Raw genomic sequence first — 17,833 nt, 5'->3', positions numbered from 1 at the left:
ATGGCGGGCACTGACGGGAGCCCGGCGGGGGCCGACGACATCGTGGTGCGGCGGGCCCGCACCTCGGACGTGCGCGGCATCCGGCGGCTCGTGGACACCTACACCGACGACCGTCGGCTGCTCAGCAAGGCCACGGTGACCCTCTACGAGGACGTGCAGGAGTTCCGGGTCGCGGTCCGCCCCGGAGACGGCGCGGTGGTCGGCTGCGGCGCGCTGCACGTGATGTGGGAGGACCTGGCCGAGATCCGTACGGTGGCGGTCGACCCGTCCTGCCGGGGCCGCAAGCTCGGCCACCGGATCGTCGCCGAGCTGATCGACGGCGCCCGCGAGCTGGGCGTGGCCCGGATCTTCGTGCTCACCTTCGAGACCCGGTTCTTCGGCTCGTTCGGGTTCACCGCGATCGACGGCGCGCCCGTGCCGCAACCGGTCTACGAGCAGTTGCTGCGCTCCTACGACGAGGGCGTCGCCGAGTTCCTGGACCTGGAACGGGTCAAGCCGAACACCCTCGGCAACACCCGCATGCTGCTGCGCCTCTGACCCGCCTCCGGGGCCCGAGGCGGCCCGGCGTGCTCAGCCGAGGCGCGGGTGGGCGGCGAAGAACTCCCAGAGCAGTTCGGTGGCGGCGAGGCCCGCGTCGGGGGCGGCCAGCTCGCCGCCCGGCGCGCCCGGCCACGAGTGCCCCATGTCCGGCAGGGTGTAGACGGTGACGTCGCTGCCGTCGCCGCACCGCGCGTCGGTACGGGTGACGCGCGGCGGGCCCGCCGTGGGAGCGCCGGACACCGGTGTGCAGCGCAGCCGCCGCTGCCAGGTGCGCAGGCCCTCGGCGAAGGTCCCGGCGTAGCGGTCCTGCCCGCCGATGAACGTGATCACCGACACGGGCCGCCGGGGCACGTACGTCTCGGGGGTCGTGCGGGGGCCGCTGTAGCCGCCGCTGACCACGCCGATCGCCGCGAAGAGCCCTTCGGCCTCGACGGCGGCGCGGAAGCTCATGTCCCCGCCGTTCGAGATTCCGGTCAGGTAGACCCGGTCCGGGTCGGCCCGCCATGTCCCTACGAGATGGGCGGTGAGGTCCTTGAGGAACCCCACGTCGTCGCTCGTCCCGCAGCAGATCAGCGCGTTGAACCCGCCGCCGATCCCGTCGGGGTACGCGACCAGGAAGTTCTCCCGGTCGGCCACGGCGTCCAGTCCCACCATCTCCCGCAGGCGCGCCCCGCTGCCGGGATAGAAGTGCAGGGCGATCACCAGCGCGGTGGGCCGGGCGGGGTCGTAGCCGGGTGGGGCGTGCAGCAGGTAGCGGCGGTCGGCCCCGCCGTGCGGCAGGGCGAGCTGGTGGTCGCCGGCGGCGGGGCGCTCGACGGCCCCCGAAGGCGACGGGGCCGGCGTGGCACGGGACTGACCCCGGTCCCCGCCGCACGCCGTGGCGACGGCGGCGAGAACCAGCCCCGTCAGCACTGCCACCGTCCGTCGCACGCCCCGCCCCCTTCGTGACCCCGGATCCACACTGGACCGGCTCCGTCCGCGCCGGCAACCCTTTCGGTCCAGGCCGAAGGAGGGCAGTCTGCTGGCATGCTTCGTCTCCGCCTGGGCCCGGCGGACCTGTGCCGGGTCCGCTTCGCCGACCGCCTGCACCCGGTCGGTACGGCCGTGCTCGCCTGCCAGGCACTGCACGACCCGACGGCGGTCCGGACGGTGCCGGGCCCCGCCGCGGACGCCGCCACGGCGACGGGCCGGGTCCGCTCCGCCGCCTCGGTGCTGCGGCACCTGCTGCCCGCGCGCGGTCGACTGCCGGACTTCCTCACCCCGCTGGACGGCCTGGAGTCGGTGGCCGCCGGTCTGGAGGCGATCCGGGCCGTCCCCGCCCGGCGCGTGCGGGTCGAGGTCGCCGCCGCGTACGCCCACCTGCCCCGTACGCCGCTGCGCAGGCGGTTCGCCGAGGCCGACGGGGAGACGATGGGTCTGTTCGGCCGGGCCCTGGGCACCTGGCACGACGCGGTGCTGGCGCCGCACTGGGGAGAGCTGGCGGAGGCGCACGCGCACCAGGTGGCCGAGGCGACGGGCCACCTCGCGGCGTACGGGCTGGACGGTCTGCTGAACGCGCTGCACCCGGCGATCCGGTGGGAGGAGCCGACGCTGACCGTGCGTACGTGGTGGAGCGCGACGCTGACCGGCACCGGCTACGGCCTCCTCCTGCTGCCCTCCCCGCTGGCGGGGCCGCATCCCCGGGTGCTGGTGGAGCCGGGCCAGCCCGTACTCGTGGTGTATCCGGCGCCGATGCCGCGCCGGGTCGAGACGAGTGCCGTCGACCCGCTCGGCCGCCTGCTGGGGGCCACCCGGGCGGCGGTGCTGCGCCGCCTCGGCGGCCCGGGCCGGCACACCACCACGACGCTCGGCCGGGCCGTCGGGATCAGCGTCTCCTCGGCGTCCGAGCACGCGGGGGCGTTGCGGGCGGCGGGCCTGGTCAGCAGCGTCCGCGACGGCGGGGCCGTGGTGCACCGGTTGACCCCGCTCGGCGTCGAACTGCTCGGCCGCGACGACACCCTGCCGCCCCACGCGCCTGACGCGCGACGACGCCCCGCCGCCCCACCGCGCCTGACGTAGGGTGGCTGCCGTGACGACGCGTGTGGCCGCCATCGACTGCGGGACCAATTCGATCCGACTGCTGGTCGCCGACCTGCCCGACGTCTCGGCGGGCCCGGAGGCGCCGCTGGTCGACCTGAGCCGGCGGATGGAGATCGTCCGTCTCGGGCAGGGCGTCGACAGGACGGGTCGGCTGGCGCCGGAGGCGATCGAGCGCACGCGGGTCGCGCTGGCCTCCTACGCCGCCGAGATCGAGAAGCTGGGCGCGGAGCGGGTCCGGATGTGCGCCACGTCGGCGTCCCGGGACGCCTCCAACGCGGCCGAGTTCCGCGAGATGGTCGAGCGGACCCTCGGGGTCGCGCCCGAGGTGGTGACCGGCGACGAGGAGGCGCGGCTCTCCTTCACGGGCGCGGTGCGCGGGCTGCCCGCCGACGCGCGTGAGCCGTACCTGGTCGTCGACATCGGCGGCGGCTCGACCGAGTTCGTCGTCGGCACCCGCGCGGGCGGCGTCGAGGCGGCCATCTCGATGGACATCGGCTGCGTCCGGATGACCGAGCGGCACCTGCACGGCGACCCGCCGGGGCTGGACGAGGTCGCCGCCGCGCAGGCCGACATCGCGGCAGCGGTGGACCGCGCGCTGGAGGCCGTGCCGGGCCGGCAGGCCGCCACGCTGGTCGGGCTCGCCGGGTCGGTCACCACCGTGGTCGCGATCGCCCAGGGCCTCCAGGAGTACGACCCGGGCCGCATCCACCACGCCCGGGTGTCGTACGACGCGGTGGCCGGCACGACCGCCGACCTGCTCGGCAAGACCAGGGAGCAGCGGCTGGCGATCCCGGTGATGCACCCGGGCCGGGCCGACGTGATCGGGGCGGGCGCCTTGGTGCTCCGGGTGATCATGGAGCGGGCGGGGATGGACTCGGTGGTCGCCTCCGAGCACGACATCCTCGACGGCATCGCCTGGTCGCTGGCCTGATGGTTGGCTGTTCTGTCCGGGCGGGTCAGTCGTGCGGGTGACGGTCCTCCGCTGGCAGCGGTCATCAGGGTCGCCGGTGGGTTAATGGGTGCGTGACAGTCCTAGCGATCATCGTCGGCGGTGGCATCGGCGCCACCCTGCGGTACGTCCTGGGGCTCCAGTTCGCCCCGCCCACGCCGCCGGACTTCCCCTGGGTCACCTTCACGATCAACATAGTGGGGGCCTTCGCCCTCGGCGCCGTGATGACGCTGCTCGCGGCGCACCGGCTGCCGGGGCCGTGGGGTAAGCCGTTCCTGTCGACGGGTCTCCTCGGCGGCTTCACGACCTGGTCGCACTTCATCGTCGAGGCCGATCAACTGATCGGGGCGCGGCGTACCGGGATCGGCATCATCTACCTCGTCGCGAGCATCGTCGTCGGCGTGCTCGCCGCCGCGCTCGGTGCCCGCCTGGCGGAATCGCGGGTGGGCCGTCCGACGAGCGGACACGCCTGATGTGGGTGGGCATCGGCGTCTTCCTGGCCGGCGGTCTCGGGGCGCTCAGCCGCGCCGGCGTCGACGCGCTGGTGAAGCCCTGGTGGGCGAGGCGGGCGAGCGGGTCCAGCAAGGCATTCCCGGCGAGCACCTTCCTGATCAACGTCTCGGGCGCGTTCGTGCTCGGCATCGTCACCGGCTACGCCGTGAAGAACGTCGGGGCCGGGGCCCAGGACTTCGCCGCGATCGTCGGGGTCGGCTTCCTCGGCGCCTACACCACCTTCTCCACGGAGGAGTGGCACACGCTGGGACTGCTGCGCAAGAACGCCGCCGTCGAGGCCTTCAACGTGCTCGGCAGCCTCTGCGCGAGTCTCGTCCTGGCCGCGCTCGGCCTGTGGCTCGGCGGCCAGCTCTAGTCAGTGCCCCGGCGTCGGGCCGCCCGCGACCCCGTTGACGAAGCGGGACCAGGCGGCCGGGCCGAAGGAGAGCACGGGGCCCGAGCGGTCCTTGCTGTCGCGTACCAGCACCACGCCGGGCAGGTTGTCGGCGACCTCCACGCACGAGGCGCCGCCGTTGTCGCTGCGCGTGGACTTGCGCCACCGGGCGCCGGTCAGCTCCATGTCTTCGCCACTTCCTGCATCAGCACCAGCGACTGCCGCCGGGACAGCGCCTCCGAGCGGACACTTTCCCACCTGCGGTGCAGGCTGGCAATCTCCTCGGCGCGGTCCAGCACCTGGGCGCGCAGCGGGCTGTCGAGATGCGCCACCCAACCCCCGTCGGCGTAGCCGGCGAGGATGAACGGCCCGGCCAGGCCCGGGTAGACACCGACCTCTGCCGGAACGACATGCAGGTGCACGTGCGGACGTGTCGCCAGCGCGATCAGGTGGTCGAGCTGCTCGCGCATCGCCCCGAACTGGTCGGCCACCGGTCGACGGAGGATTCCCTCGTCGAGAACCACGACCAGTTGCGGTGGCTGGGCGCGATCGAGGATCTGTTGCCGCTGGAGCCGGGCGGACACCCGCTGCTCGATCTGCTCCGGAGGGTGGAGGCCGCCGCCGCTGAGGACCGCGCGGGCGTACGCCTCGGTCTGGAGGAGGCCGGGCAGCACCGAGATCTCGAACCACCACAGCGTCGCCGCCTCCTGCTCGACAGCCACCCAGGGCCGGAACCAGGCCGGCGCGGTCTCCAGGCTGACCAGCGGCAGGATCCGCCCGAGCAGGCCACCGCTGTCCAGCGCCTCGTCCGTGCGGCGGACGAAGTCGAGCGAGGGCGTACGCCGGCCGATCTCCACCATGCCGACCAGGGAGCCGGAGTAGTTGATCCGCCGGGCGAGTTCCTCCTGGCTGAGCCCGCGATCGGTGCGCAGCCGCCGCAGTTCGCCGGCCAGCAGCTCCAACGCCGACAGTTGCGCTCCGGTCATCACACCTCGCTCACCTGGTCTCACGGGACGGGCTGCGCTGACCACCGTCGACCGGTGCCCCGCGCGCGACTTCCGACCGTAGTCGGACGGTCACGAGAATGGGAACCACCGTGGGCCCACAGTGCCCTCACAAGGCGAGCGAGGAGCGACGACGTGGCGATCCGAGGCGTCCACCCGGCGTGGTGCGTACCCGAGAGCGGCTGCGGGGCCAGCGCGCTGCACCTGTCCCGCCTGCGGCCGGTCGCGCCCCGCGGTGACGAGGTGATTCAGGTGCGCGCCGGGCTCTGGCAGATGGACGTCGGGCCGCTGCGCCCGTCCGGAGTGTTGCTGGAGTTGTCCGCCGACGACGAGCCGGAGCGCTGGCTGATCGACCTCGCGCAGGCCCGCGCGCTGGTGCACGTACTCCGGGATCTGCTGCGGACCGCGGACGCGGCGGCCCGCCGCGCGGCCTGATCCGGCACCCGTTCCCGGCGCTCACGGTCGCTTGCGGACCGCCCTGGTCGGCGGCGGTCGGGATCGGAGAACGCCGTTGCTCCGTAACCCTTTCGCGTCTGTAGCATCGCTGCGACGACGAGGGGGCGCCGCGTGGACGACATCATCCCGACCCTGCCCGAGCTCGGGCTGGAGTTCCTCCCGTTGGAGCCGGAGGATCCCGTTGCGGTGGGCGACATCCGGTTGCTCGGCCGGATCGGCGAAGGCGGCATGGGGCGTGTCTACCTCGGGCTGACCCAGGCCGACCGGGCCGTGGCCGTCAAGGTCGTCAAGGATCCCTACTCGACCGACCCATCCTTCCGCGCCCGCTTCGCGCGCGAGGCCGCGATCGCCAGTCGGGTCGGCGGCGTCTTCACCGCCCCCGTGGTGAGCCACGACGCCGAGGCCGCCCGCCCGTGGCTGGCGACCGCCTTCGTGCCGGGCCTCAACCTCGCCGTCGCCGTCGCGCGCCACGGAACACTGCCGCTGAACGGTGTGTGGCGACTCGCCGCCGGGGTGGCCGAGGCACTCAAGGCCATCCACGCCGCCGGCATCGTGCACCGGGACCTGAAGCCCGGCAACGTGCTGCTCGCCGCCGACGGCCCCCGCGTCATCGACTTCGGCATCTCCCGCATCGACGGCGAGTACGACCTCACCCAGACCGGCGTACGGATGGGCACCCCGTCCTACATGTCGCCGGAGCAGGTACGCGGGGAGAAGGCCACGGCCGCCACGGACGTCTTCGCGCTCGGCTCGGTCGTCGCCTTCGCCGCCACCGGGAGGGCTCCCTTCCGTGCCGGCAACGCCGTGGAACTCGTCTACCGCGTCACACAGGGCGAACCAGACCTCGACGGGATCACCGATCCAGGGCTGCGGGAGCTGGTCGGCCGGTGCCTGGCGAAGGACCCGCAGCTGCGCCCGACGCCGCAGGACGTCATCGCCGCCTACGTCGACCGCAGCGCGGCGGCGGCCGGGCAGGGCTGGCTGCCCGAGGGTCTCGAAGAGACGCTTCTCCAGATCGACGCCGCCCTGACCGTCCCCGCGAGGCCGCCCGGCGTCGCGCCGACCCTGGCCGTCACCAGGCCGCTCGGCCCGGACGGGCTCGCTGACGGCGCTCCGGGTCGGGACACCGCCGTCGAACCGGTCGCCCCGGACCCGACGAAGCTGTCGGACCCGACGAAGGTCTCGGACCTGACGACGCGGCCGGACCCGACGAAGGTCTCGGAGCCGACGACGCTGCCGGACGTGACGATCCAGGCCGTGCCGCCGGTCGACACCCGGCGTCGGAGCTGGCGGCGGCCGGCTGTCGCCGCTGCGGCCGGCGTGCTCGTGGTGGCGCTGGGCGGGGCGTATCTCGCCAGTGGCGGTGTGGGATCCGGTGAACCTCCGGCCGGCGGCCCGCCGACCGATCTCGCCGCCGGCGCCGCCCCGGTCGCCGGTGGCCCCTCCGGCCCCTCCGGCCCCGCCACGTCTCCCCACGCTCCCGAGGTGACCGCTGGGGCCGGTGCGCCGGGCCCGACCGGTGCGGCGAACGCGCCCGGGGCGCCCGGTGGCGGCCCGGGCGCGGGCACCAGCCCGAGGGTCGACCGCACGCCGGCCAAGGACGACCCGGGCGTCCCGGTGCCGACCCGGAGCGCGTCGCGCACCGCGGGGCTGCCCTCGGGGCCGTACGACCCCGGCAACATGGTGATCGTGAGTTCCGACGGCACGGTGCTCAGCACCACGGGCACGAAACACGGCTCGAAGGTGGTGACCGCCGCCTGGAAGGACCTGTCCGGCCAGCGCTGGAAGTTCGAGTCGGACGGCGAGGTCATGGTCGTGCGGTCGCTGCCGTCCATGCAGTTGACCATCAACTACGACGAGCGCGGAATTCTGTCCCCGACCAGCTTCGGCAACCTCTACGGGTGGGTCTACGACTCCGGCAAGCGCCAGATCCGCAAGCGGAACGTGAGCGGATGCCTCACCGCCGGAGGCCCCGGCCAGCCGGTCAGCTACGTCGCGTGCGACGGCAGCGAGCGCCAGCGCTGGCGAATAGTGTCCTGACCGCCCCGGCCCGCCCGGTCGTGACGGCCGACCGCGGCCCGGCCCTTGACCGCCCTCATCGCGTGACCGCCGCCTGCTCGCGGTCGTCGGGCCGCAGTCGGTCCGATCCGTGCCGTGGTTCGTTGACGGTACTGCGCATTGCACACTAGTGTGCAATGCGTGGACACCACACAGCTGTTGAAGGGCGTACTGGACCTCGCGGTCCTCGCGGTGCTCAAGGAGGAGGACGGCTATGGCTACGACATCCTGCGCCGGCTGCGCGACGGCGGGTTGCAGGAGGTCGGCGACGCCTCGGTCTACGGCACGCTGCGCCGGCTCTACGCCGCCGGCCTGCTGACCACCTACGTCGTGCCGAGCGAATCCGGCCCGCACCGCAAGTACTACTCCCTCAACGCCGCCGGCCGGGACCAGCTCACCCGCTCCGGCAAGCTCTGGCGCTCGTTCGCCACCACCATGGACGCACTGCTCGAGGATCGGGGGATGGCGGCATGACCGTCACGGAGCAGGAGATCGCGGACTACGCCGCACGGGTCCGGGCCGCGCTGGCCGACCTGCCGCCGGCCTACCGCGACGAGTTGACCGAGGACCTGCCGGAGCACCTCGCCGAGGTCGCCGCCGAGGCCGACGGTTCGCTTCTCGATCGGCTGGGCGAGCCCGAGGCGTACGCGGCCGAGCTGCGCGCCGCCGCCGGGGTCGCCGCGGCCGGCGCCACCGCACGCCGTCACCGTCGCCTCGGCGCCGCCGTGGATCGGCTCCGCGCGCGGGCGCACCGCTGGGACGTCCAACTCGGGCCACCCCTCGGGTACACCACCGCGAGCGAGTTCCTCCGGCTGCTCCGGCCGGCGTGGTGGGTGCTGCGCGGCTACCTGGCCGCCATGCTCCTCACGGTGCTCACGACCGGCGACTCGGCCGGCGTGCTGCCCCAGCTCAACGGCAGCACGCTGGCCGGCCTGGTGCTGCTCGCCGGCAGCGTGCTCGCCTCGATCTGGCTCGGCCACCACACGCCCGGCCTGACCCGGCCCAAGCGGCGGTTGCTGCACGCCGGCACGGCGGTGCTGGTGTTCTTCGGGCTGATCGGCCTGGCCGACGTCAACGGCCGCGTCGGCTCCGGCGACCTGAGCTACGAGCAGGTCTCGATCGACGACCGCTACGACCACATCCGCGACGTCTTCGTCTACGACAGCGAGGGCCGGTTGGTGGAGAACGCCCGGCTCTTCGACCAGAACGGCGACCCGATCCGGCTCGGCCATCCGATGTGCCCGAACCCGCCGGACCTGAACCTGGCCAACGCGCTGCTGCGCCCGTACCCGTACTGCCCGGAGTCGGCGCCGTTCGGCCCCCGGCCGGCCGCCAGCGCCCCGCCCCGGCTGAACCCGCCGGGGCTGCCGGCGCCCGCCACCCCGGACGCCTCGCCCGCGCCGGGCGGCGACCCGACCCCGACCCCGACGCCCACGCCGGCGGGTGCCTCGACCCCCGCGCCCGCATCGACGGACATGCCGGCCGGCACCCCGGCGCCGAGCCGGACGTGAACGAGATCTCGTAGTGAAGCTGGGAAATAGCTGAACGGATGAGTCCAGCGGGGCAACGAGTGTCGGCCCCGGTCGCTACGGTGTCGTCTGCTCACTCACCCCCCGGAAGGAAAACGCGTGTCAGAGCAGGTCGCACCGCCCCCCGCGCCGGACGCCGCCCAGCCCCCGTCGGCCGTCCAGGCGCCGCCCCCGGCGGAGCCCCAGGCCGAGAAGTCCGGATCCAAGAAGGTGCTCGGCATCGTGGGCGCGATCGTCGTGTTCCTGGTCGTCGCGGGCCTCAAGTTCGGCATCGGCTCGGCGATCAGCAACTTCCTCAACAAGGACGAGACCGCCGAGGCCAAGGTCGGCGACTGCATCGCCGAGCTGCCGGAGGTGACCGGCACCGAGGAGGAGGAGGTCGACGGCGCGAAGGTCGTCGAGTGCACCTCCACCGACGCCGTCTACAGCGTGGTCGGCCGCGTCGACGGACAGACCCAGGCGCAGGCCCGCTCCGGCGAGGCGTGCGGGGAGTACATCAAGGAGGGCCAGGAGGGCTACGTCTACTACAGCATCGAGCCGGGCAAGACCGGCTACCTGCTGTGCCTGACGAAGAAGGCCTGACCCCGGCAGCACAGGACCGCCGTCGGCGGCGCGGACGACGTCCGCGCCGCCGTCGGCGTCTGTGGGTGGGGCGGCCGACAGGAGGTGAATGCCACTGTTCCGGCGTCTTCCCCGGGGCGCTCGCGGCGTGGCAGGCTACCGACACGTAGCAACACTGTGCGACCAGCCAGCGATTACTGACCGCTAGGAGGACGGCCGATGGGCGAGATGGTGAGCTACCGCGGCAACGGGGGGACAGGCGAGGGGTATCTCGCGATACCCTCCGGCGGTGCGACCAGCCCTGCCGTCATCGTCATCCAGGACTGGTGGGGCCTGGTGCCGCACGTCCGGGCGGTCGTGGACCGCTTCGCGGAGGCCGGCTTCGTCGCCCTCGCCCCGGACTTCCGCCACGGCGGTCCGGCCAGCAAGCCGAGCGAGCCTCGGCAGATGTTGAACAGCGCGCAGATGGACGAGGCGGCGGCGGACATCGCCGGCGCGGCGGAATACCTCACGGGACGGCCCGAGGTCGCCGGCAAGGTGGGCTGCGCGGGCTTCTGCGCCGGGGCGAGCCTGGCCCTCTGGGCGGCGACCCGCTCCGAGCGGATCGTCGCGACCGCCGCCTTCTACCCCCGGCTGCCGTGGGACGGGATGCGCCCCGAGTGGCCCGACTACGCGGGCAAGGCGGCGCTCATCCACTGCTCCGAAGAGGACGGCACCTCCGCCGCCGACGGCGTACGCACCGTCCGCCGCGCCATCGAGAGCGCCGGCGGCACCTGCCAGGTCCACGACTACCCCGGCACCTCGCACGCCTTCTTCAACGAGGACCGGCCGGAGAACTTCGACCAGCGCGCCGCCGCCACCGCCTGGGCCCGTACCCTCGAACTCTTCCGGGCCAAGCTTGGCTGAGCCCCGTACGCCCGACGAGGTCCTCGCCCGCGCCGCGCGGGCGACCGACCTGGCCGACCTCGACGCCGCCGTCGCCGACTGCTTCGCCTGCCCCCGGCTGGTGCGGTGGCGGGAGGAGGTGGCCCGCGTCCGCCGGGCGGCCTTCCGGGACCAGGAGTACTGGGGCCGCCCGGTGCCCGGCTTCGGCGTCGCCGACGCGCGCATCGCCATCCTCGGCCTGGCGCCCGCCGCGCACGGCGGCAACCGCACGGGCCGGATCTTCACCGGCGACCGCTCCGGCGACGTCCTGTTCGCCGCGCTGCACCGCGCCGGGCTGGCCAACCAGCCGACCAGCGTCGCCGCCGACGACGGCCTGACCCTGCGCGACCTGCGGATCTTCTCGGCCGTGCGCTGCGCCCCGCCGGACAACAAGCCGACCCCCGAGGAGCGGGACACGTGCGCGCCGTGGCTGCACCGCGAGGTGGCGCTGATCCGGCCCACCCTGCGCGTCGTGGTCGCGCTGGGCGCGTTCGCATGGGCCTCGTGGTGGCCGGCGCTGCGCCAGGTGTACGGTCTGCGCCCGCCCAGCCCGCGACCGGCGTTCGGCCATGGGGCACACTGGTCCGGCACGGGCGCACCGGAGCTGCTCGGCTGCTACCACGTCAGCCAGCAGAACACCTTCACCGGGCGGCTGACACCAGGGATGCTGGACGACGTGTTCGCCCGGGCGAAGAAACTGGCCGGGGTGGACTGAGGCGTGGGGGCGGTGGCGATGACGGACGCGACGGGTCGGCCCGTGCGAGTCGCCCCGGTGGCCCGGAGGTAGCCCTCGATGGTGATCAGCGTTCTGCGCAGGTGGTGGCCGGTCGCGGCGGTGGTGCTCCTGCTGGCCGGCGCCGCCCTGTCGTCCGCCCACTCGTCGATCGGCGCCAGCCGGATCCCGCCCGCCGCCGACAGCATTCCCTACGTCCCCGAGTACCCGACCGCCGAGCCGGTCCCGTCGATCCCCGTCGAGCCGCGGGACACCGCCGAGGCCACCGGGGCGCGGATCCCGGGGTGGCTCCTCACCAGCGCCCTCGTGCTGCTCGGGCTGGCCCTGCTCGCCGCGTTCGGCTACCTCACCTGGACGCTGGCCCGGGGCATGCTGCGGCGTACCACCCGGGCACTGCCGGCCCGGGGTCCCCGGCGTACGCCCGAGGGCACCGCCCGCGAGGTGGCCGCCGCCCTCGACGCCGGCCTGGAGAAGCTGGACGACCGGGACGTCGACCCCCGTACGGCGGTCATCGCCTGCTGGGTCCGCCTGGAGGAGGCCGCCGCCGGGGCCGGCGTGCCCCGGCTGGCCGGCGACACCCCCACCGACCTGGTCACCCGCCTGTTGCGGGGCGACCCGTCGGCGGGCGTCCCGGCGATCGCCAGCGCCGACGTGCTGGCCGAGTTCGCCCACGTCTACCGCGAGGCCCGGTACGCCACCCGCGAGGTCGACCAGCGCACCCGCGACCAGGCCCGCGCCGCGCTGCGCCGGCTGCGCGGCGAGCTGACCGCCGTGGTGGCCGCCGACGCAGCCGAGGTGCCCGCGTGACCGGGACCGATACCGACGTGACCGGGGCGTGGCCGGCACCCGACCGGCGGGGCGGGGTGGCGCGGTGAGCAGCACCAGCATCGACGACCTGCTGAGCTTCGAGGAGGAGCGGCCGGCACCCGTCGAGCGGTCCCGGGGCGGACGGGCAGGTCGGGTGCTCCGCCCGCTGGCCGGCGTCGGGGCCGTCGTGGTCGTGCTCGTCGCCGCCCTGCGCGCGGTGGGCCTTCAGGTCTCCCTGCCGGTCCTCGTCGCCGGGGTCGTCGCACTGTTCCTGGTGCGCCGCGTCGTCGCCGCCCTGGCGCCCCCGCCCCCGCCCCGCTCCGGCAGGCGGGTGCCGGCCGCCGCCGACGACGACGGCACCTGGAACTGGGGCGCCCGCGACGCGCTGCGGGCCGCGATCAACGGCTGGGAACGGCCGCTCGACTGGGCCGCGAGGGACCGCAAGCGGTTCGCCGAACGGATCCTGCCCCGGATCGGCGAGTTGGCCGACGAACGGTTGCGCCAGCGGCACGGCCTGACCCGCGAATCCGACCCGGAGCGGGCCCGCGCCCTGCTCGGCGAGCGGCTCTGGACCTTCCTCAGCACCCCCTCCCGCCGCCCCCCGTCGCCGCGCGACCTCGCGGCGATCGTCGCCGAACTGGAGAAGATATGAACGACGTGGACCGCAGGATGCCCGCCACCGAGGTCGGCCACCTCGCCCGGTCGGTGCTGGAGGCGGTCGGTCAGGTCGTGGTGGGCAAGCGGGACGCGCTGGAACTGGTCCTCGCCGGGATCCTGGCCGGCGGGCACGTGCTGCTGGAGGACCTGCCGGGCCTCGGCAAGACGCTGACCGCGCGGTCCTTCGCGCAGGCGCTCGGGCTGGACTTCCGCCGGCTCCAGTTCACCCCCGACCTGCTGCCGGCCGACGTGACGGGCTCGTTCCTGTACGACCAGCGCAGCGGCGACTTCTCGTTCCGGGCCGGGCCGGTCTTCACCAACCTGCTCCTCGCCGACGAGATCAACCGGACCCCGCCGAAGACCCAGTCGGCCCTGCTGGAGGCGATGCAGGAGAAGCAGGTCTCGGTCGAGGGCGTGACGTACAAGCTGGACGAGCCGTTCCACGTGCTGGCCACCGCCAACCCCATCGAGTACGAGGGCACCTACCCGCTGCCGGAGGCGCAACTCGACCGGTTCCTGCTCCGGGTCTCCTTCGGCTACCCGGAGGCCGAGGAGGAGTGGGAGGTGCTGCGCCGGCGGATGGCCCGTCGCCGCGAGGAGGCGGACATCAAGCCGGTGGTCGACGCGGCGACCCTGCGCGCCATGCAGGCCGCGCTGGAGGACGTGGTCGTGGAGGACTCCGTCGGCCGCTACATCGTCGCCCTGACCGCCGCCACCCGTGAGCACCCGTCGGTGCTGGTGGGCGCCTCGCCACGCGGCTCGCTGGCGTTGCTGCTGCTGTCCCGCGTACGGGCCGTCATGTCCGGCCGCGACTACGTGGTGCCCGAGGACGTCAAGGAGGTGGCGGCCCCCGCCCTGGCGCACCGGATCACGCTGCGCCCGGAGATGTGGCTGCGCCGCGTCGACCCGTCCTTCGTGGTCGGCGAGGTGCTGGAGGCGACCCCGGCCCCCGCCAGCGGAGCGCTGCCCAGCTACGCCGCCGGCCCCGCGCACTGATGGTCGTGCCCGCCGTGTCGCCCCGGGCCGAGTCGCCACCGCAGGAGCCGGAACCCGCGACCGGCTGGACGCCCACCTGGGCGCTCGGCCGGGCGGTCCTGCTCGCCGGGCTGCTGCTGATCGCGGGGGTGCTGCTCGGCCGGGTGGACCTGGTCGTGCTGGCCGCCCCGTTCGCGCTCGGCACCGCGTACGCGCTGCGTCGCCGGCCGACCGCCCTGCCACAGGTCTGGATCACCGCCGACGAGGGCCACCTCGTCGAGGGCGGCGAGCTGACCGGCACGGTCACCGTCGGCAACCCCGACCTGCTCGACTACGACGTGGCGGTGCTGCGCAGCCGGGTCTCGCCGTGGCTGCGGGTGGAGCGGGCCACGATCGCCGGGGCGACCGCGGTGTCCGGCGCCGCTTCGGCAAACGCCCCGTCCGTCGCCGAGCGGCCCTTCGCGACGGCCGTCCCGACGGCGGCAGCCGTGGATCTGGAGCTGTCCGGCACCGCCCTGCGCTGGGGCCGGCACCCCATCGGTCCGGCCGGCGCCCGGGTGGCCGCCGCACAGGGGCTGCTGGTCTCCCGCGCCGTGATCGCCGAACCGGCCCGGCTGCGCATCTATCCGAGGACCGAGCCGTTCGACGCGGTCGAGGCGATGCCCCGGGCGGCCGGCCTGGTCGGCGCGCACCACTCGCGCCGTCCCGGCGAGGGCGGCGAGCTGGCCGGCGTACGGGTCTTCGCCCCGGGGGACCGGCTGCGTCGTATCGACTGGCGGGTCTCGCTGCGCGCCCGGCAGTTGCACGTGGCGGCGACCCTCTCCGACCGCGACGCCGAGGTGGTGGTGCTGCTCGACGTGCTCGCCGAGGCCGGCCGCTCCGGGGGTGTCTCCGGTGCCGCCTCCGTGCTGGACACCACCGTCCGGGCCGCCGCCGCGATCGCCGAGCACTACCTGCACCGCGGCGACCGGGTGTCGATGCTCGAGTACGGCCCCGCCGCGCGGCGGCTGCGTCCGGCCACCGGCCGCCGGCAGTACCTGACGGTCCTGGAGTGGCTGCTGGAGGTGCGGGCGGAGTCCTCCCCGCACGAGCCGTACGACCAGGTCTTCGGGCCGCAGCTGCTGTCGGCGGACGCGCTGGTGGTGGTCCTCACCCCGCTGCTCGACGAGCGGTCGGCACAGATGCTGGCCCGGCTGGCCCGCTCCGGGCGGTTCGTGGTCGCGGTGGACACCCTGCCGGCGGATCTCGCCCCGCCGAAGGACCGGGGCTGGGCCGAGGTGGCGTACCGGCTGTGGCGGCTGGACCGGGACACGATGATCGGGCAGCTGCGCGAGCACGGCGTGCCGGTGGTGCGCTGGGCCGGTGCGGGCAGCCTCGACGAGGTGCTGCGGGACGTGGCCCGTCTGGCGACCGCACCCAGGGTCGGCCGGTGAGCGCGAGGAACGCAGCGCAGCGGAGTCCCGCAGTCGCGAACGGAAGGTGGGCCCGGTGAGCGCGAGGAACGCAGCGCAGCGGAGTCCCGCAGTCGCGAACGGAAGGTGGGCCCGGTGAGCGCGAGGAACGCGGCGCAGCGGAGTCCCGCAGTCGCGAACGGAAGGTGGCACCCATGAACGCCGTCACCGAGCGGGTCCGGGCGCTGCGCTACGCCGCGGCTCGGATCAGCCTGACGCCGCTGCTGGTGCGCGCCGGCATCTTCCTCACCGTGCTGGTCGGCCTCGTGCTGGCGTACCCGTCGCAGGTGCTCCTCGGCCGGCCGCTGCTCGCTCTCGTGGCGGTGGCGGTGCTGCCGGCGGTCGGGCCGCGCCGGGTCTGGCCGACCTTCGCGGCGCTGGTCACGGTCGGCGGCTGGCTGGTCGCCACCGACGGGTACGGGCGGCCCATCGCCCTCTGGCGGCTGCTCGCCGTGGCGGCGGTCCTCTACCTCACCCACACCCTCTGCGCGCTGGCCGCCGTGCTGCCGTACGACGCGGTGGTCGATCCGGACCTGATCGTGCGCTGGCTGGCGCGGGCCGGCGGGGTGCTGCTGGCCACCTTCGTCCTCGGTGTGCTGTTGGTCGAGGTCGGCCGGCTCGGTGGTGACGCCGGACACCAGGCGGCGACGGTTGTCGGCCTGCTCGTGGCGGTGGCGGTGGCGGCGTTGCTGGGGTGGCTGCTGCGCCGCAGGTGACGGGCACTTTTGGGGCAAGTCGTGCAGGTCACAGGGCTTGTGTTCGGTCACAGAGAAGGGGCGCGAGCGGGATTAGCCGGGCCGCGCGGGGAAAGATAGATGACGTGAACCCGAAGCGGATCCTTGTGGTGGGTGCCGGGCACGTCGGTCTCTACGCGGCCCTGCGCCTGTCGAAGAAGCTCAGCTCCCGTGAGGCCGAGGTCGTCGTGGTGGACCCTCAGCCACACATGACCTACCAGCCGTTCCTGCCGGAGGCCGCGGCCGGCAACATCTCCCCCCGGCACTCCGTGGTGCCGCTGCGGCGGGAGCTGCGGCGGTGCAAGGTGGTCGCGGGCACCGTGACGCGGATCGACCACGCGCGTAAGACGGCCGTGGTGCAGCCCATCAGCGGCCCCACCCGGGAGATCCCGTACGACCACGTCGTCGTCGCCCCGGGTTCGGTGTCCCGGACGCTGCCGATTCCCGGCCTGCACGAGCACGGCATCGGCTTCAAGACCATCGGTGAGGCCATCTACCTGCGCAACCACGTGCTGGACCGGCTCGACGTTGCCGCCGCCACGCCGGACCCGGCCGTCCGCCGGTCGGCGCTGACCTTCACCTTCGTCGGCGGCGGGTACGCCGGCATCGAGGCGCTCGCCGAGATGGAGGACATGGCCCGCGACGCGCTGAAGTACTACCCGGAGCTCAAGCCGGAGGACATGCGCTGGGTGCTGGTCGAGGCGACCCAGCGGGTGCTGCCGGAGGTCGACCGGGACATGGGTGCCTACACCGTGCAGCAGCTGCTCAAGCGGAACATGGACATCAGGCTGGACACCCGCCTCGAGTCCTGCCTCGACGGGGTCGTGAAGCTCTCCGACGGCGACACCTTCCGTTCCGACACGATCGTCTGGACGGCCGGCGTGAAGCCGTCGCCGATGCTGGACGCGACGGACTTCCCCCGCGACGAGCGGCGGCGGGTCACCTGCCTGCCGACCCTCCAGGTCGTCGACGGCGACCGGGTGGTCGAGGGCGCCTGGAGCGCCGGCGACTGCGCGGCCGTGCCGGACCTGACGAAGGAGCCCGGCAACTACTGCTCGCCGAGCGCGCAGCACGCGGTCCGCCAGGCCGCCCGGATGGCCGACAACATCGTCAACGTCGTACGCGGCCGGGAGCCGGTGGAGTACAAGCACAAGCACGCCGGCAGCGTCGCCAGCCTCGGCCTGCACAAGGGCGTGGCCCAGGTGTACGGGATCAAGATGACCGGCTGGCCGGCGTGGTTCATGCACCGGACGTACCACATGAGCCGGATCCCGTCGTTGAACCGCAAGGTCCGGGTCGTGGTCGACTGGTCGCTGGCGTTCGTGCTCAAGCGTGAGGTCGTCGCCCTCGGGCAGCTGCACGATCCGCGCGAGGAGTTCGCCGAGGCGTCCCAGCCGGTGGGCGCCGGTCGCGCCTGACCAGCCACACGAAGGCCCCTCCGTCCCCGGCCGGAGGGGCCTTCGCGCTGGTCCGGTCGGAAGAGGCCTTCC

Annotated in this window: 21 protein-coding genes; 18 read left to right on the top strand and 3 right to left on the bottom strand. The window is 74.2% G+C overall.

The window, feature by feature from the left end:
• Positions 1–537 carry an amino-acid N-acetyltransferase gene (locus ACGFIG_RS06880; protein ID WP_393000010.1) on the top strand — a complete coding sequence of 179 codons (537 nt, stop codon included), beginning with the start codon at positions 1–3 and terminating at the stop codon, positions 535–537.
• A 33-nt stretch (positions 538–570) separates the two neighbouring features.
• On the opposite strand, the gene ACGFIG_RS06875 is transcribed toward ACGFIG_RS06880, so the two are convergent.
• On the bottom strand, positions 571–1,470 hold the full coding sequence (locus tag ACGFIG_RS06875) for an alpha/beta hydrolase family esterase (protein WP_393000008.1): 900 nt from the start codon (positions 1,468–1,470) through the stop codon (positions 571–573).
• A gap of 96 nt (positions 1,471–1,566) precedes the next feature.
• Between ACGFIG_RS06875 and ACGFIG_RS06870 the strand changes: the two genes are divergently transcribed.
• From ACGFIG_RS06870 to ACGFIG_RS06855, 4 genes are all read left to right on the top strand, one after another.
• Entirely contained in the window at positions 1,567–2,598 is a 1,032-nt protein-coding gene (locus ACGFIG_RS06870) for an ArsR/SmtB family transcription factor (RefSeq protein ID WP_393000006.1), read from the top strand.
• Positions 2,599–2,620: 22 nt separating this feature from the next.
• Positions 2,621–3,550: an exopolyphosphatase gene (locus ACGFIG_RS06865; protein WP_393001347.1), complete on the top strand. Its 930-nt coding sequence runs from the start codon at positions 2,621–2,623 to the stop codon at positions 3,548–3,550.
• 92 nt (positions 3,551–3,642) lie between these two features.
• Positions 3,643–4,041: a fluoride efflux transporter CrcB gene (gene crcB / locus ACGFIG_RS06860; RefSeq protein ID WP_393000004.1), complete on the top strand. Its 399-nt coding sequence runs from the start codon at positions 3,643–3,645 to the stop codon at positions 4,039–4,041.
• Positions 4,041–4,436 (top strand): fluoride efflux transporter FluC, encoded by a 396-nt coding sequence (locus ACGFIG_RS06855; protein ID WP_393000002.1) that lies wholly within the window; start codon positions 4,041–4,043, stop codon positions 4,434–4,436. Before crcB ends, ACGFIG_RS06855 begins: the two co-directional genes overlap by 1 nt.
• On the opposite strand, the gene ACGFIG_RS06850 is transcribed toward ACGFIG_RS06855, so the two are convergent.
• Together ACGFIG_RS06850 and ACGFIG_RS06845 are read right to left on the bottom strand one after the other, a co-directional pair.
• Positions 4,437–4,640, bottom strand: coding sequence for a DUF397 domain-containing protein (locus ACGFIG_RS06850; protein ID WP_393000000.1), 204 nt, complete (start codon positions 4,638–4,640; stop codon positions 4,437–4,439). It lies immediately after the preceding gene.
• The gene (locus ACGFIG_RS06845; protein ID WP_392999998.1) at positions 4,631–5,440 is read right to left on the bottom strand and encodes a Scr1 family TA system antitoxin-like transcriptional regulator; all 810 of its coding nucleotides are present in this window, start codon (positions 5,438–5,440) and stop codon (positions 4,631–4,633) included. Before ACGFIG_RS06845 ends, ACGFIG_RS06850 begins: the two co-directional genes overlap by 10 nt.
• A 153-nt stretch (positions 5,441–5,593) precedes the next feature.
• On the opposite strand from ACGFIG_RS06845, the gene ACGFIG_RS06840 reads away from it, so the two are divergent.
• The 13 genes from ACGFIG_RS06840 to ACGFIG_RS06780 all read left to right on the top strand — a co-directional run bounded on the left by ACGFIG_RS06840 (position 5,594) and on the right by ACGFIG_RS06780 (position 17,761).
• Complete coding sequence (locus ACGFIG_RS06840) at positions 5,594–5,893, top strand: hypothetical protein (RefSeq protein ID WP_392999996.1); 300 nt, start codon at positions 5,594–5,596, stop codon at positions 5,891–5,893.
• Between the two features lie 132 nt (positions 5,894–6,025).
• Positions 6,026–7,954 (top strand): protein kinase, encoded by a 1,929-nt coding sequence (locus ACGFIG_RS06835; RefSeq protein ID WP_392999994.1) that lies wholly within the window; start codon positions 6,026–6,028, stop codon positions 7,952–7,954.
• A gap of 159 nt (positions 7,955–8,113) precedes the next feature.
• Entirely contained in the window at positions 8,114–8,446 is a 333-nt protein-coding gene (locus ACGFIG_RS06830) for a PadR family transcriptional regulator (RefSeq protein ID WP_392999992.1), read from the top strand.
• Positions 8,443–9,483 (top strand): HAAS signaling domain-containing protein, encoded by a 1,041-nt coding sequence (locus ACGFIG_RS06825; protein ID WP_392999990.1) that lies wholly within the window; start codon positions 8,443–8,445, stop codon positions 9,481–9,483. Before ACGFIG_RS06830 ends, ACGFIG_RS06825 begins: the two co-directional genes overlap by 4 nt.
• 117 nt (positions 9,484–9,600) lie before the next feature.
• Positions 9,601–10,083 carry a hypothetical protein gene (locus tag ACGFIG_RS06820; protein WP_392999988.1) on the top strand — a complete coding sequence of 161 codons (483 nt, stop codon included), beginning with the start codon at positions 9,601–9,603 and terminating at the stop codon, positions 10,081–10,083.
• A gap of 198 nt (positions 10,084–10,281) precedes the next feature.
• On the top strand, positions 10,282–10,968 hold the full coding sequence (locus tag ACGFIG_RS06815; RefSeq protein WP_392999986.1) for a dienelactone hydrolase family protein: 687 nt from the start codon (positions 10,282–10,284) through the stop codon (positions 10,966–10,968).
• Positions 10,961–11,701, top strand: a complete 741-nt coding sequence (locus ACGFIG_RS06810; RefSeq protein WP_392999984.1) for a uracil-DNA glycosylase — start codon at positions 10,961–10,963, stop codon at positions 11,699–11,701. The genes ACGFIG_RS06815 and ACGFIG_RS06810 overlap by 8 nt, the downstream gene beginning before the upstream one ends.
• 78 nt (positions 11,702–11,779) lie before the next feature.
• Positions 11,780–12,526, top strand: coding sequence for a DUF4129 domain-containing protein (locus ACGFIG_RS06805; RefSeq protein WP_392999982.1), 747 nt, complete (start codon positions 11,780–11,782; stop codon positions 12,524–12,526).
• A gap of 64 nt (positions 12,527–12,590) precedes the next feature.
• Positions 12,591–13,178: a hypothetical protein gene (locus ACGFIG_RS06800; protein WP_392999980.1), complete on the top strand. Its 588-nt coding sequence runs from the start codon at positions 12,591–12,593 to the stop codon at positions 13,176–13,178.
• A complete protein-coding gene (locus tag ACGFIG_RS06795) occupies positions 13,175–14,179 on the top strand; it encodes an AAA family ATPase (RefSeq protein ID WP_392999978.1) in 1,005 nt (334 codons plus the stop codon). Before ACGFIG_RS06800 ends, ACGFIG_RS06795 begins: the two co-directional genes overlap by 4 nt.
• The gene (locus tag ACGFIG_RS06790) at positions 14,179–15,591 is read left to right on the top strand and encodes a DUF58 domain-containing protein (RefSeq protein WP_392999975.1); all 1,413 of its coding nucleotides are present in this window, start codon (positions 14,179–14,181) and stop codon (positions 15,589–15,591) included. Before ACGFIG_RS06795 ends, ACGFIG_RS06790 begins: the two co-directional genes overlap by 1 nt.
• Positions 15,592–15,764: 173 nt before the next feature.
• Positions 15,765–16,325 (top strand): hypothetical protein, encoded by a 561-nt coding sequence (locus ACGFIG_RS06785; RefSeq protein ID WP_392999973.1) that lies wholly within the window; start codon positions 15,765–15,767, stop codon positions 16,323–16,325.
• 104 nt (positions 16,326–16,429) lie between these two features.
• Entirely contained in the window at positions 16,430–17,761 is a 1,332-nt protein-coding gene (locus ACGFIG_RS06780; protein WP_392999971.1) for an NAD(P)/FAD-dependent oxidoreductase, read from the top strand.
• The last annotated feature ends 72 nt before the right edge of the window (positions 17,762–17,833 follow it).

Origin of the sequence: Micromonospora sp. NPDC049048 (assembly GCF_043197615.1) — a bacterium.
Lineage (GTDB): Bacteria > Actinomycetota > Actinomycetes > Mycobacteriales > Micromonosporaceae > Micromonospora.
The sequence above is the reverse complement of the archived record's forward strand: the minus strand, read 5'-3'. Positions and strand labels throughout refer to the sequence as shown.

Bases quoted from the DNA above. Each gene is read 5' to 3' on its own strand.
- ACGFIG_RS06785 (WP_392999973.1), top strand. From the start codon at position 15,765: ATGAACGCCGTCACCGAGCGGGTCCGGGCGCTGCGCTACGCCGCGGCT.
- ACGFIG_RS06825 (WP_392999990.1), top strand. From the start codon at position 8,443: ATGACCGTCACGGAGCAGGAGATCGCGGACTACGCCGCACGGGTCCGG.
- ACGFIG_RS06815 (WP_392999986.1), top strand. From the start codon at position 10,282: ATGGGCGAGATGGTGAGCTACCGCGGCAACGGGGGGACAGGCGAGGGG.
- ACGFIG_RS06790 (WP_392999975.1), top strand. From the start codon at position 14,179: ATGGTCGTGCCCGCCGTGTCGCCCCGGGCCGAGTCGCCACCGCAGGAG.
- ACGFIG_RS06880 (WP_393000010.1), top strand. From the start codon at position 1: ATGGCGGGCACTGACGGGAGCCCGGCGGGGGCCGACGACATCGTGGTG.
- ACGFIG_RS06805 (WP_392999982.1), top strand. From the start codon at position 11,780: ATGGTGATCAGCGTTCTGCGCAGGTGGTGGCCGGTCGCGGCGGTGGTG.
- ACGFIG_RS06850 (WP_393000000.1), bottom strand. From the start codon at position 4,640: ATGGAGCTGACCGGCGCCCGGTGGCGCAAGTCCACGCGCAGCGACAAC.
- ACGFIG_RS06845 (WP_392999998.1), bottom strand. From the start codon at position 5,440: ATGACCGGAGCGCAACTGTCGGCGTTGGAGCTGCTGGCCGGCGAACTG.
- ACGFIG_RS06855 (WP_393000002.1), top strand. From the start codon at position 4,041: ATGTGGGTGGGCATCGGCGTCTTCCTGGCCGGCGGTCTCGGGGCGCTC.
- ACGFIG_RS06870 (WP_393000006.1), top strand. From the start codon at position 1,567: ATGCTTCGTCTCCGCCTGGGCCCGGCGGACCTGTGCCGGGTCCGCTTC.
- ACGFIG_RS06795 (WP_392999978.1), top strand. From the start codon at position 13,175: ATGAACGACGTGGACCGCAGGATGCCCGCCACCGAGGTCGGCCACCTC.